The sequence below is a fragment of the Candidatus Bandiella numerosa genome (genome assembly GCF_029981845.1).
GTDB classification, from domain to species: domain Bacteria; phylum Pseudomonadota; class Alphaproteobacteria; order Rickettsiales; family Midichloriaceae; genus Aquirickettsia; species Aquirickettsia numerosa.
Genome location: NZ_CP104164.1, coordinates 1,076,627 through 1,091,206, shown reverse-complemented (window position 1 = coordinate 1,091,206; position 14,580 = coordinate 1,076,627). Strand labels below are relative to the sequence as shown.

Annotated in this window: 10 protein-coding genes; 3 read left to right on the top strand and 7 right to left on the bottom strand. The window is 29.7% G+C overall.

The features are described from left to right. Positions 1-48: 48 nt before the first annotated feature. On the bottom strand, positions 49-243 hold the full coding sequence (locus tag N3Z17_RS05140; RefSeq protein WP_282471652.1) for a response regulator: 195 nt from the start codon (positions 241-243) through the stop codon (positions 49-51). A 256-nt stretch (positions 244-499) separates the two neighbouring features. Between N3Z17_RS05140 and N3Z17_RS05135 the strand changes: the two genes are divergently transcribed. From N3Z17_RS05135 to N3Z17_RS05125, 3 genes are read left to right on the top strand one after another with little or no spacing between them, the layout of a single operon-like run. Then, a complete protein-coding gene (locus tag N3Z17_RS05135; RefSeq protein ID WP_282471520.1) occupies positions 500-901 on the top strand; it encodes a response regulator in 402 nt (133 codons plus the stop codon). Between the two features lie 39 nt (positions 902-940). Next, on the top strand, positions 941-1,405 hold the full coding sequence (locus tag N3Z17_RS05130) for an SLC5/6 family protein (RefSeq protein WP_282471519.1): 465 nt from the start codon (positions 941-943) through the stop codon (positions 1,403-1,405). A 37-nt stretch (positions 1,406-1,442) separates the two neighbouring features. Further along, positions 1,443-3,680 carry an ATP-binding protein gene (locus tag N3Z17_RS05125; RefSeq protein ID WP_282471518.1) on the top strand — a complete coding sequence of 746 codons (2,238 nt, stop codon included), beginning with the start codon at positions 1,443-1,445 and terminating at the stop codon, positions 3,678-3,680. 271 nt (positions 3,681-3,951) lie between these two features. Here N3Z17_RS05125 and N3Z17_RS05120 read toward each other — a convergent pair whose 3' ends face one another. From N3Z17_RS05120 to msrA, 6 genes are all read right to left on the bottom strand, one after another. Further along, positions 3,952-4,158: a hypothetical protein gene (locus tag N3Z17_RS05120; RefSeq protein WP_282471651.1), complete on the bottom strand. Its 207-nt coding sequence runs from the start codon at positions 4,156-4,158 to the stop codon at positions 3,952-3,954. Between the two features lie 36 nt (positions 4,159-4,194). Continuing rightward, positions 4,195-11,916, bottom strand: coding sequence for a hypothetical protein (locus tag N3Z17_RS05115; RefSeq protein WP_282471650.1), 7,722 nt, complete (start codon positions 11,914-11,916; stop codon positions 4,195-4,197). A 138-nt stretch (positions 11,917-12,054) separates the two neighbouring features. Then, the gene (locus tag N3Z17_RS05110) at positions 12,055-12,618 is read right to left on the bottom strand and encodes a recombinase family protein (RefSeq protein ID WP_282471649.1); all 564 of its coding nucleotides are present in this window, start codon (positions 12,616-12,618) and stop codon (positions 12,055-12,057) included. Continuing rightward, positions 12,618-13,007: a type II toxin-antitoxin system VapC family toxin gene (locus tag N3Z17_RS05105; protein WP_282471648.1), complete on the bottom strand. Its 390-nt coding sequence runs from the start codon at positions 13,005-13,007 to the stop codon at positions 12,618-12,620. The genes N3Z17_RS05110 and N3Z17_RS05105 overlap by 1 nt, the downstream gene beginning before the upstream one ends. Further along, the gene (locus N3Z17_RS05100; protein ID WP_282471647.1) at positions 13,000-13,281 is read right to left on the bottom strand and encodes an AbrB/MazE/SpoVT family DNA-binding domain-containing protein; all 282 of its coding nucleotides are present in this window, start codon (positions 13,279-13,281) and stop codon (positions 13,000-13,002) included. Before N3Z17_RS05100 ends, N3Z17_RS05105 begins: the two co-directional genes overlap by 8 nt. An 808-nt stretch (positions 13,282-14,089) precedes the next feature. Continuing rightward, entirely contained in the window at positions 14,090-14,569 is a 480-nt protein-coding gene (gene msrA / locus N3Z17_RS05095) for a peptide-methionine (S)-S-oxide reductase MsrA (protein WP_282472638.1), read from the bottom strand. Positions 14,570-14,580: the final 11 nt, after the last annotated feature.

Here is a 14,580-nt window from a genome sequence, read left to right as displayed (position 1 = left end):
ATAGGAACATACTTGTATTTTGCTATTTCTTTAAATGTGTTCGCAAATTCAAGACCATTTATAAACAGGCATTTCGTAATCTGTTATTACAACGTTTATATCTGGTGTATTTTCTGCTATTAATAATTCTATTGCATACTTAGCGTTATAGGCACTTATTACTTCAAAACCTTCATTTGTAAAGCATTTGCTCAAAAAATTTATAACATATGGGTTGTCATCTACCAATAATACTGTGGGCATTAGCTTAAATTTCTTTACAAATTGATAGTAACGTGGATGGTATCATAACTTATTTAAAGCACATAATATTTTTATATCTAAGATCAGAACTTTCTTTCAATTAGTGTCTACTAGTGATTGTATATATAGTTATATCTAACACTTATTTAATAAAAATAAAATGTTTCTGTGAAAATAATTTTATAGTATAAATAATCATTGTATTTCACTAAATACTATTTACCTTATCCTGATAATATTAAAAATAACTATCCTTATGAATGAAATTGATAAGAAAAGAGTATTAATAGTAGATGACAATCCTTATATATTAAAGATATTAGCAACGATGCTGAAATTAGAGAATTTAGAAATTACCACTGCTAAAAATGGAGAAGATGCTTTACATCTAATAATTAACGAAACCGAAGGAAAGTTTGATATAATAGTAACGGATTATCAGATGCCTATAATAAATGGACAAGAATTAGCAGATACACTAAGGTCATATGATGAGTACTGCCATACACCAATAATTTTAGTGACGCAAGCAACTCATATAAGATATGAAAATGACGATAAATATAAAGTATTCAATAAAATTTTATACAAGCCTATAACTGATAAATTTATAGCAGAAATTAAAAATTCACTTTTAGGAAGAAGTAAAGGTAAGTAGGTGCAATAATCAGTTTACTAATTTTATAATATCATATACATGCAAACATATTTAAACAATCTTACTGTACTTGATATAGCAATAGTTGCAGCGCATTTATTAATTTGTATATGTATAGGATTTTATCATTTAAAAACTATAAAAACAGATAAGGACTTCTGTACATTGAGAAAAAATAAAAATTTACCTTCAATTTTAGTATGTACAATTTTTGCAACCGCAATAGGTGGTGGTACTATTGTAGGTTATATTGATGAAATTTATAAAAACCCAATAGTTTTGATTTATGTATTAATGCAACCTTTCCTTTGGATTATTACAGGTAAAATAGTAACGTCAGGAATTTATAAATTTCAAAATTGTACAACACTCACCCAAATAATGTACAACCTTTTCGGAAGATATGGTAAGATCATAGCTTTTTGGACAGTACTAATAGATTGTATAGGAGCTACTACAATACAAATTTTAGCATTTTGGGGCTATATGCAATTATTTTTTTAAGATAGATTTATGGCATGGTATTATTATAGGGATAGCAGTGATTAATATCTATTCTATTTTAGGTGGGTTACGAGGTATCATAGCTATAGACGTATTCCAATTTTTAATTTTTTTCTTAGTCATACCAGCTTCTTATGTTGTAACAATTAAAAATGCAAGTTTTACTGGGAATTTTATAAATTCTATTTCACTATCAAATTACGATGTAGAATTCAATTTACCTATAGCTATAGGACTTTTAATAGCATCATTAATACCTGAATTAAGTGCTCCTTTTATGCAAAGATATTTACTATTAGCTAGTAATGTAAAAGTTCTTAAATCAGTTTTTAAAAAGTTATTTATGATAACTATACCATTTATGCTTTCTATTTGCCTAATAGCATATTTAGTTATCATTAAATCAATAAATGAACCTTTTTCTTCTAATATTATTTTTCATTATATTGAATGGTTACCTTTGGGTATTAAGGGTTTGATGATATCAGGACTTTTTGCTATTCTAATGTCAACAGCAGATTCTCATATGAATGCTACTAGTACCATTATTACAAATGATTTTATAAAACATTACTTTCCAACATTAGGAAGTAAAGGGCTATTAGTTGTTATGAAGGTTATTATATTGGTGCTATCACTCTCCCCATTTATTCTTATAATTTATAAAGAGCACTTATTTCAGTTAATGTTAGTATTAAGAAGTTTTGGTACTAATATGCTAATTATACCATTAGCAGCTTCTTTATTAGGGTTTAAAATTAATAAAAAACAGTTTATATCTAGTTGTTTTTTCAGTACGCTGTTTACAACTCTAACTGTTTTATTATTTAATCAATATCCTTTATTATTAACTTTTATAGGTATTTTAGGAAGTTTTACAGGATTAATTTGGAATAAAAATTTATATAAAATTTTTGTTGAAAGAGTAAATGGATTATATCATTTACTTTATAATATTGTTATAAGCCTGTTCTTTAAGATTAAGAAATTTAAATGTATATACCTTACAAGCAAAATTAATAAAGATATTGAAACTAAATCAACAATGTTAAATAACTTTAGTTTATTTATTTTTTCTTATTATTTTATTTTTTCTTTATATCTTGATAATACTAAAAATCTTTTACCTTATTTAATAATAATAGGATATGGATTGGTTCTTATATTCATGGTAAGAGATATACTATTCCCAGAAAAGTTGGTGAAAAAGTATTATAATATGTGTTATTATATATGCGTCATCTTTTGCCTACCATTAGTATCAAGTTATTTGCTGTTCTATTACACATCTCATAGTAATGACAGTCATATTTGGGTTATTAACTCATTATTAACTACTTTTTTATTATATCAATTTCTTAATTCCATCACATTTCTAATAAGTATGACTATAGGATTTATATTAGGGTGTATCTTATATATGGTAGAAGCAAGTACAATTAATATAGGTTATTCTTTTCATTTAGTTTTTTATATTTATCTATCATTAATTTTTGTATCACAAATTATTATGAGGGAAAAAGAGAAAAAATCTGTTCAAAAAGATAAACTTCAAAAGGAAAAGTTAAGTATGATGCAAGTGTTTGGTGAGATGATAGCGCATGAAATAAAAACACCTATATCTATCACAAGTATGCAATCTTACCTATTTAAAGATGTTCTTGATAATATGGAAAAAGATACAGCAAATGTAGAAATACATTATACAAAAGAAGATTTTATAATGAAAAGAGAGAATTATGAGGTGCTTAAGGATGCAACTAATATGCTAATAGATATAAGTCAACATGGATTAAATACAGTTGATAACCTTTTAACATCGTTAAGGGGTTCAGTACAAAATGAAGAAAAGGGAGTTATATTAATTGGAGATGTAATACAAGCGGCAATTAAAGAATATACATTATATATTCCTGAGCTCAAAAACATAAAATTGTACATAATAGACAACTTTAAGGTTGAATGTTCTTTTAATAGCTTAAAATATGTAGTAATAAACCTTATAAAGAATTCTTGTGCACATAGTGGATATAATATAAAAATAGAGGTGAGAGCAGAAAATAATGAATTGTATTTTAAAGATTATGGTAGAGGAATAAAAGAGGAAATTATAGGGAAGATATTTGATAAGTTTTTTACCCAAAGCAAAAGTGGTATAGGTATTGGTCTTTCTTTCTGTAAAGTAATCATGGAGGATATTGGCGGATCAATCAAATGTGAGTCAATAGAGGGAAAATATACTACTTTTATACTAAAATTTCCTAAAAAAGATTAAAAAAACCTTGACACTATATATAGGTGGGTGATAATTAGAGCTAAAGTTGCTTTTGACGTTAGCAACATAAACAAATATAAAGGGGTTATTATGATCAAAATCAAAAATAAATTATTTGCAGTTGTTGTTGTAGCTGTTTTAGTTTTAGCTTCGAGTTCTGCATTTGCTAATACTGGTTGGTAACCGACGGTAGAGGTGGGGGAGATATAGATTTTTGTAGGGAGAGTCTCTCAGCGCAGCTGCCTTACCACCAATGGCATTCGGTTAATACTCATACACTATGATATCTACCTATTAAATGGTCGATAAAAGATTCTCCTGTTTGGCCTGGTCCTTCGCTTTTTTCTATTATTTTTTTTGCTTCAAAACTTACATTTTTAAATAATGGCTCCGATATTTTATTTATTTTTATATCAGAATTTATCCTTTCCTTCCCGTCCAGTTTTTTAGGACCACCTCTTTTTGTTATATTTGTCAATTTCTGTCTAAAATAGGGTTTTTGTAAAGCATAGTTTTACGCATCCATATCTCCTTTATTAATATAATTAGATATTTCATTATTACATAACTCACTGTTATTAGACTTTACTGTTTCATGATCTATTATCTCAGCATAACTATCTAATATATACCCATGCATATAGCATTCTTCTTTATTAACACTCATTATTTTTATCATTGTTGCTACATCAGATTCTTTACTCTTATCAGTTACTTTACTTACTAGGTACTCTTCCAATCTATCATTTAAACTCCTATTATCTAATACAAAGAACGACTTACCATAATTCATAACACTCCCAACAATACCTAACTCCTTTTCTGTTTTTTCTTTTATATACTCTTCCGTTATAATTTCTTGTTTTACAGATTGCGGTATTATCCAGCTCTTTGATTCTTCTATTTTCTTAGTTATGTTATTAATCAGCTCTCCATTATTAGATAAATTTATCAATGCTTTCTCTAACTTTGTTTTATGTTCTTTATTCCAGTAATAAAGAACATCTTTGTTATTATCTTTAGAATTATTATTACTGTTTTTAGAATCAATTAATATATCTGCTACTGCTTCATCTAATCCCATCATCATAGGTAAATGTAATTTGTTATTTGTAATATCTGCAATATCTAAATCTTTCCTTATACATTTTATACTTTCATATATTTTATTTTCCTCATTTTCTTTACTAATTCTATTGCAATATGATTGTTCTTCACTAGTTTGACCTGTTAGTTGCTTATATGGCGATACTTCGGTAATTGTTATTCCTTCTCCATCTTTCCCTACTATCATCCTACTTACTTCTTCAGTATAATATTCCTTACTTCCTTTATCCCTTCCTTCTTCTTTTTCTTCTCTTCCTCTGTCTTTATCTTTTACAACTAATACTTCCTCTTCTATTTCTTTTAAAACTTTTAAAACTTCATTATTTACAGTGCTATCATATAAGTTTGATAAGTATTTTGATTTTATTACATCTATCGCATTTTTAATTATTACCTCCACTTCATCGTAATTTACATCTTTTTTACCAAGTAGTTGCATAATTTCTAACTTAATACTCTCACTACTCTCAACTTTCTTTGTTTCACTTATACCATCACTTGCATACCCTACATACTCTTTTAAATAATTTAGCACTCCTCTTTTATTGATTAATTTATCCACTTTCTCTTTTATAAGTTTAGTAGCATCTAAATTATTTATCTGTCTTATAACTACTTTGTTTTTATCTTTTAAATATCCTGCAATGTCTTCTAAGCTTATTAAAGCTATACCCTCTCTCTCATTATATTCATTACTTATAATAGCTACTTCTTCTTTAATTCCCGCTTCTTCTAATCTCTGATCTAAACTTATACTTCTTAATATATTTTGTATCACTTTATCATGGATATTATCATTAATTGTTTTCACTAATAGCCTTGCTATTATATTATTGAATCCTAATATATTTTCTTGTTGTTTTGCTTGATATAACTGATACAGCCCATAAGCATTGTTATATGTATATCTAATGGCATAATATGCTCCAGTTAATGTCGGCGCAAATACCATGCCTGCAATTCCTACTATTTGCAATCCAGCTTCTAAATACTCTCCTTTATAGATATCATACGCTATTGTTATTCCATTTAATCCTGCATATGCATGTAATCCATATCCTGGTAAATATTTACTATTTAGCATATAATAACTTAAACCATTTATACCTTGAATACCTGCTTTTTCATAGTCTCCTTGATATAAATTATATAAAGATGTTATTGGTGTTGTTACCATAACTACTGATGCACCAAGTACATTAGGAGACACCTTATTATATAATACAATTCCATCGTATATTGTATTTAAAACATTTTCTACATTAGGTTTTAAATATACCTTAGCTAAATCTATTCCTACATCTGCTCCTTTTGCATATATAGATACTTTTTGTATTTTTGGTTGTAGTTTTTCTGCTAACTTTTTATGTATATTTTCATATATCCGCTCTGTCTTACCTATTTGATCTTCAAATTCATTTATTGCTCTAAAATCTTCAGCGTTACCTCCTTTATCAGGATGTACAACTAATTTTAGCTTTTTGAAGTCTTTTTTATCCCATGTAAATGGATGTTTCTTTAGTACTTCTTGTACACCACTATTTGTTGATCCTTGTACATATTCTTTACTTATTACACTATTTACTCCTACAACTTCCTCGTAATAAACATAATTTAGTATTTTCCCCTTAATATACTCGTTTTTCATTATACCATTTATCATAGTATTACCAATACTCATAGCTCTGCTACTTACAGAACTAACAAATTCTTCTGCTAAATTTGCTAAATATCCAATAAATCCAGATTTAGGGCTTATACCTGTATTATCGCTTCTATAATGGCTATTACCGTCTGTAATTGCTAAAGTGGTTACCGGAACAATACTTTCTTCTACTCCTCCTGCTATCAAAGCAACTGCAGAGTGTTCTTGCCTATTATTACCAGATATACCAATTCTTACTTGTTCATCTATCAACATAAATTGACTATCTAACTCTTGACTTGATTCATCATTAGGCTGTAATAATGCTGAACTTCTATCTGATATTTGTTGTATATTATCATCTATCTCAACTCTATGATATCCATCTTCTTGCATTATTGTTGCCATGGCCCTATCATCTCGCTCTTGGTCAAGCTTAATGATACGCTCATTTAAAGCACCTACAACTACTCCACCTTGAAATTGTATACTATCATACGTCTCTTCCATTATCATCTTACTACTAGAATCACTATTAGCTAATTTGAAGCTTTGATTAATTTCATTCATAATAGTAATCAATCTTTCTTCATATACGATAGGCGTATATTGCATTGGCATTGGGCCACTATTAGATAAAAATTTAATAAGCTTATTATTATCTTCTATTTTTAATTTATATATTTCTGGATCCAATAAAGTATTTTCTAACAATAGTGAATGCAAATATACTGCTGCTTCTTGTGTTGTTCTACTTCCTGTTAAATAATACATAAAATTTTCTATAACCTCAGGACCACAATTATTATATTTTTGTCTCTCTACTCCTTCTTCTATAATCAGTACGTCTTGGTATTCTTCTTGAAAATACTCAATAAACTGATTTTTAAAACTTAAAACTAACTCATCAAGTTCTGAATCTAAGTATAACATTTTTAAACTATCTACAGTCTTTTGAAATAAAAAACCTACCCAATGTTTCCCTTCAATATTACCTGGCACTATTACTTTATCAAAGCCTTCATCTAGTTTTTTTGTTATTTCTGGTAACGTAGTTTGTAAAGTATGTATACTTAATTTAAATACTGGTAACACAGCTATATCTTGTAAATTAGCATCTTTTAATCTAAGAAGTAGCATTTCATCTAACCCATATTTATAATATCTATTATAAAATGGATCAATAGGTGAAAGTTTATGATATTCTGGTTGTAATTTTAAAGACCCTTCCCCACTCATCTTTTCATCCTCCTCTGAACATGGAGCAACATTTTGAGAGTCATTACTAGCTTCTGCAATTGCTTTATATTCCTCTCTCTTTGCAGTGATACCATCACCATTAAGTTGTCTGAGAACATCAGGTAAATTTTGAACGAATTCTTGATTTAAAGCAGCACCTCCTTGCTGTAGTTGGTTTATTCTTTCCAAAAACCACAGAACCCAAACTCCACAATTATGACCATCTGTTTGTAAACCTAAATTTAGTATTTCAATATGCGTTTCACCAGGATACGCACCTGTTATTCTTTGTTGTATACCTTGAAGTGTTAAATCATATAGGTTATTCCCCATAGGATTTAATAGAACTCCGTGCATTTCGCCGTCAGCTCCCCGAGTAGCAAAGTATAACACCCAATGATTTCCTGCTCCAACCCTTACATTTAAATTGTTCCCGATGTTAATAACTGCAGCAATAGCGTTATCATCAGCAAGATCTCGAACCATTGTCTCTACAGATCCATGATTATCAGGGGGAAGGTATGCATCTATTGTTGGTATAAACCTAATAGCTTGATCGTTATTTATTGCGTTTCCTACAGTTGCAATTTGATCTCCAGTAAGCCAATCTGTATCTAGAGCTTCATGTTCCAATAATAATAATCCCAAATTGTCGAAGTAGTCTTCAAAAACATCTTCTATAACTCCAACCGCTAATCTTTGAAGAATGTTTTCTAAGATAAACTTAAAATGTAAGGAAAAAAATTCTATTTGTTGTGCTAAAGTTCCATCTTTAGAAAGATAGGTAGTGCCTGACTTAATAACTAAATATTGGTGAGGATTAGGGCTAGGATGGTTAAAGAAATTTCTTATATCAATATACTGATCAAAATATTTTTGTAATTTTGGATATTGATATAATAAAGCCTCAAGTTCTTCCGCTAATATAGCAATAAGATTATCTCCAGTGTGCTGTAGGCTAGGATTTTTATTAATAGCCTTTCTCACACTATTAAAAGTAGACATCATTCGGAACATAGCATGAGTATCAAAAAAATTGTTTACCAACCCTTGATATCCGAAATTTTCATATTCTAAACTCCACTCTTCTGGGGCATGGTTTATTACTGACCATATACCATAAACATTTATTTCCCTTTTTTCTTCAAAAAGAACCCGTACAATACCATCTATATCAAATAATTTCCTCAACAATACAAGATTCGAGTCATGGAGTTCTTTGAAAGAGTCGAAATCCTCCACTAAATTATTTCTAAACGCAGCCTCATCTTTTATTTTTGCTTGACTTGGGTAATTCTCTTCAATTTCTGTTTCTACAGTATAAGTAATATCAAATACTTCTCTTAAAGTATCTAACAGAGCTAGAAAATCTGTAATTTCTTTTTGTGCTTTTTTTACTGCTCTTGCAGCTTTATCTTCCCTACTCTCTGCTATTTTTCCTAACACAACTTCGAACAAATCCCTTTCTAAAAATTCTAATTGACCATTAAAATAATCAAATTCTGATATTTCTAACCCTAAATCTCTCAGAACAGTATCATATAATTCATGTAATAAAGCATAATCTAAGATACCATTTGTCATTAAGTCTTCGTCATCTAGTGCTAGTAATGCTGCTAATTTACCAACATCTCCCAAAAGTTCATTTTCTAAATTTTGAGGATCTTTTTCAGGTTCTTTCGAATTTCTTTTGCTGAAAACGTTATAAGCTTCCAATAAGGTTTTCAGAACTTCATCCTTCGGCACCTCCATCTCCTTAAGTTCACTCTTAAGTTTAACTATCTGCACCTTTAATTCGTCAAGCTTTTTGTCGTTTATTGACGGGATCTTCTTCTTTAGACGTTCGATAAAACTATCTAATTTTTTATCAAAGTCTTTCTTAAATACTGCTCTAAAATCTCTCATCAAAGTATTCAATTCTTTTTCTTGACCACTTGATACATCTGCATGATACTTCTCAGGTATGAGTATTACTTTTAATTTCTTAATTACTTTAAGTTTTTCAAATATAGGAGACAATTTTTGTATAACGTTTTGTATCAAATCTTGCTTCTCACCCTTTAATACGTTCTTTAGTGCTTCTTCGAGCTCTTCTTTTTCAGATAAACTTGCTAACTTTTCACGTAACTTATCAAGTATATTATCAGTTAAATTACTACCTTCAGATTCAGATCTCACATACTTTAAAATCTTCATTCTTTGAGTAAATAAATCTCCTAGTTGGGCAAGTAGTCCTTCTATATTTGGTTGAGATAATAATGCGTTTCCCAGTAAATGGGTTTTTAATTTGGCTAAATTATCGTTGAATGCTTTCACGTCTATGCAGTTACAAAGATTTTTAATAAACTTCAATGCTGTTGTACCTTGTATACTAGATATAGATTTTTTTACCTCTTGTAATAGGTGATTTATTGTATCAGCCAAATCATTCAAAACCTGCTGTTTATCTGGTGGAAGCCTATCGAATGCAGTAACTTGCTTATGGAAATTATCCAGTACTTCGGCTGTTGACTGTTTATCATCAATAACATCGCTGGCCAACTGTTCAAGTAATTTTTTCACCTTTGAATATGCCTGGCTCGGTAATTTATGTGATTTTCCAAGTTTTTCTAGTTCCTGTTTCAACTCTGCGTCCAAGTCAAATTTACCAAGTACCTTCCCTTCCGATAAAGATAAGTTTTTTTCAAGAAAAGCAGAAAACTCCTTCAACTTCTCCCAATCAAGTTGTCCTCCTGCTACACCTTGGGAAGTATATAACGCATCAAGATCTCTTGCTCCTTTTATTATGGCTTCTATTTTTCTAAATTCTTGCTCTAATAAACTTAGCTCAGCTTGTAGTGCTGGTAAAAGATCTTCGAAATCGCGATTTTCCTTAATAAGTTGAAAATAATTTATAGCTTTTGCGTGAGATATTATATCACGCATATTAGAAAATAATCCTCTTTCAGGTAGATTTGCTAAATCAAGTATAGATTGAGGAACTGCTTTTAAATATTCTCCTATTTTTTGTATTACTCGGAAAATTGCTATGCTATTTTGCAAAGCTGTTCTACTCCCCAAATTTTCATTCAAATCTTTTAAAATCTGGTAAATATCTGATATCGCTATTTTGCTATAATAGTACCCTACAACATTATTAAAATTTTCATTTTTAGGAGAGTCTTTACCAGCTAAAACTGCTTCTAGTGTAGTTTTTACAAATGCAATTCCATTTTCTGGAGACTGTAACAATCTTACGGCCGCCTGGTTAATTATGGGGTCACTATTATTTAATATAAACTCACTCAATAACTCTAAATGCTGCCAGAACATGTTTCCTGGGTATTTACCATTTTTAACATCCCAAGACAACTGCTTTGCAAGTTCAGAAATATTATTTAGAGATCCCCATATATAGCGTACAGGATTGTCTGCTATCAAACGTTCTGATACACTTTCTTCAGCGATTACTGTATTATCTTTGTATTCTTCAGGCCAATAAGATGGTGCTTTACTTAATTCCAATAGAAAAAATGCTCTATATCCTAGATGATTATGGTTTAGTATTTCAGGAGTGAGTTTGTACTTTTCATAAATGCGTTGAATGAAATTACAGGTTTTAATTATTTTTTCCAAAACTTCTTTATCATTCTGAGACATCTCTTTTTTTACTTTAATATTTCTAATACCTTTGGCTACCGCCGGTGTATTGTAAAGCTGCTCTGTATAAAATCTAGCCTCAGGATGGTAATTTTCCATAATACTAATGTGCTGTTGCCTTATTAAGGTTGCATAAATTTTTCCTGTTACTAATTGATTTCTTGCAGCATTAATTAGGTTTTCTATCGTAAGCGGACCACAAGAGCTATCATCTAATTGCGTTAATCCATCACCTTTTTCTAACACGAGACCAGCTTCCTCAAACCTCTTTAAAGTAACTAATAATGATATTAAAGTTCCATTTTGTTCTGGTGTCGAATCATAATATGTGCGTGTCTGAATTTGGTTATCAACAATCTGTATCACTATTCCTATCCAATGAAGATTGCCTATATTATACGGTATTAGCAGTGTACGATTTGGTATTGATTCGTTCCTCTGTGCTTCTTGAGCAAGTTGCTCCGTCAATTGATTCACCTCTCCAATTGGTGGCATGACTATAGTATTAGTAAAACCTTCTTGCTGAGCTCTTAAATTTAACAACCACCACATGTTGTGATCTTGATACCAGTATACTGGGTTAACTTTGTATGAACCATTTTTCATAATCACTCCTTTTAAATAAATACACACCCTCTTAAAGGCTAACATTTTTTTTGTAATTTATCTACAGTTGAATGAGTGTCATTTTTCAAAGAGGAGTTTAGCAGATTATCAGAGTGCAGTTCAGCAACAATTTGTTTTTTAATCTGGTGCTTTTAAATATTGAAGTTCGCGATAAAGAGTAGAACGACCTAAGCCTAATTGTTTTGCTACTTTAGTAACTGGATCACCATCTTTTATGAGTTTTAATGCTGTCTCTATTTTCTCCATATCAAGATTTGGTCTACCTAATTTCTTTCCTCTTAATTTGGCAGCTTTAAGCCCATCCTTAGTGCGTTCAGATATTAATCTTCTTTCAAAATGTGCTATTGCTCCAAATACATGAAATATTAATTCTCCAGCTGCAGATGAAGTGTCAATTTTTTCTTCAAGCGACATTAAACCTATCTTATGGTGTTTTAACATCTCAACAGTTTCTAACAGTTCTTTTAAACTTCGTCCCAATCTATCAAGTCTAACAACACAGAGTAAATCATTAGGCCTGGCATATGCAATCAAATTCTCTAAACCATTTCTAATAAATATTTTACCACTAATTACATCTTCAAATATTTTTAGTGCGCCTGCTTCTCTTAATCTTTGCCTCTGACCTTCCAAATCCTGTCCTTCTGTTGATACACGTGCATATCCTAGTATATCAGGCATTATCTTACCATTATAAATTTAACATCTAAATTAATTTTCTCCCATATCTTATCACAAGTTAAAATAGAGTATTTTTTCTCAGTCGCTAAAGCTATACAAGCTCTATCTCCAAGTGATAGTCCATATTCTTTGGTTTTGGGATAAATATCTGCTGCAATGAGCGCTTGTTTTTCATCAAAGTCTATAATTTTAATTCCTGAAATTCCCATAATGTTTTTACATTCATCAGCAGTTAGATTTTGCTTATCAATACAATATTTATAAACTTCTGATATATTGACACTTGATATAATTGCATTTTTTAAATGCCTTTTAATTACTTCAAATCCCTTTTCTTTAGCAAGTAACGCAATTACTGCAGAAGCATCAAAAATAATTTTATTATTCATTTGCATTTTCTCGTGCTTGTTCTATTTTAAAATCTTTACGTTTATCTTCGATAAAATCTTCTACTATATTTTCTTTTTTGACAGTTTGATTTTTTGTAAATATAGCATTCATCTCATTAATAATATAATCAACATTTCTTATTACTAAAGCATCTTCTGTTAATTCTATAGTTACTTTATCATTAGGAGATATATTAAACCTTTCTCTTATATTTGATGGTATAAGCATTCTACCATGTTGATCTAAACTAGTTATTATTTTTTCTGTAGTCATTGTTAATTTACTTTATAAAGTTGTTTATCTTTATTAATTATATACTATATAATAACATTATTACATAAGCAATTACAAGCCATTTATATAAAATAAGCAAAGCATCATCCGTCAATCGTTCGTTTTATAGACTACTACTCTACACAATTTAGAACACATTTAGAATTATACAAGAATAATGCCTGCAAATGAACTTAATAAGCCTTGTACAGAAGAACAATGTTCTCATTATTTCCAAAATCACCACTGTCCATAAAACCAGTCCTTAAATAATCGCCGTCCATAAACTTACTTTTAGCTTTTATAGAAAAACTTAAAGGAATATTTGGAATAAAGTAAACGGGAGTAGTATTGAAACGAAAATAGCATTTATGAAACTGACAGCTCGCTTGAAGCGCCAATTTATGTGATTTTTAAAAAATGGGTTTAAAAAAACCTTAAATTATATACCTCTAAAGAGCACGGCATTCCATGCTTCTAGTAATTGGTGAAAATTTTCGTACCTTCTGACTGGAAACCCCTAGAGGGAAAAAGAAAGTTATTGAGGAAATTGAAAGTTGGATTCTCCCTGATTACGATTCTGCTTATAAAAAACTTGGTGATGGAGAATATATTTTAAAGGTAGAATATAAAAACAAAAAGGATCTAGATGATTCAATGTATGAGTTACTTCATAAAATTGCTACTGCAGCTGATGATAGACATTGCTTTTCTGATGATACTACAATTCAATCTTTAGATGAAGAAGATAGATATTGGGGTTAGTTGCAGGTTAATTTTAAACATGGAATTTATAATTTACACTTTTTTAAAATATCCAGTCTTCTCTAACTCTATGACATGTATATCCTTTAGGGTTTTTCTTGAGATAGTCTTGGTGATATTCTTCTGCTTTGTAAAATATATCAAATTTTTCTAACATGGTTACAATTCTCCCTGGAAAAACTCCTGATTTATTTGCACTATTAATTAGTTCGTCAGCTACTTTCTTTTGTTCTTCATTTAGGTAAAAAATTGCACTTCGATATTGTGTGCCTATATCATTACCTTGTTTGTTTAATGCTGTTGAATCGTGAATTTTGAAAAAAAATCTTAGGATTTTATCATAAGAAGTTTTTTTAGGATCAAAAATAATTTCTACCGCTTCTGCATGATTGCTCATACCTGTACTAATTATTTCATAGGTAGGATTTACTGTCTTCCCACCAGTATAACCATTTACTACATCAACTACTCCATCTAACTTGGAAAACAACTCTTCCATTCCCCAAAAACAACCACCAGCAATGATTGCTTTTT

Coding starts and splice junctions, on each gene's coding strand:
- N3Z17_RS05140 (WP_282471652.1), bottom strand. CDS start 243: ATGCCCACAGTATTATTGGTAGATGACAACCCATATGTTATAAATTTT.
- N3Z17_RS05135 (WP_282471520.1), top strand. CDS start 500: ATGAATGAAATTGATAAGAAAAGAGTATTAATAGTAGATGACAATCCT.
- N3Z17_RS05130 (WP_282471519.1), top strand. CDS start 941: ATGCAAACATATTTAAACAATCTTACTGTACTTGATATAGCAATAGTT.
- N3Z17_RS05115 (WP_282471650.1), bottom strand. CDS start 11,916: ATGAAAAATGGTTCATACAAAGTTAACCCAGTATACTGGTATCAAGAT.
- N3Z17_RS05110 (WP_282471649.1), bottom strand. CDS start 12,618: ATGCCTGATATACTAGGATATGCACGTGTATCAACAGAAGGACAGGAT.
- N3Z17_RS05105 (WP_282471648.1), bottom strand. CDS start 13,007: ATGAATAATAAAATTATTTTTGATGCTTCTGCAGTAATTGCGTTACTT.
- N3Z17_RS05100 (WP_282471647.1), bottom strand. CDS start 13,281: ATGACTACAGAAAAAATAATAACTAGTTTAGATCAACATGGTAGAATG.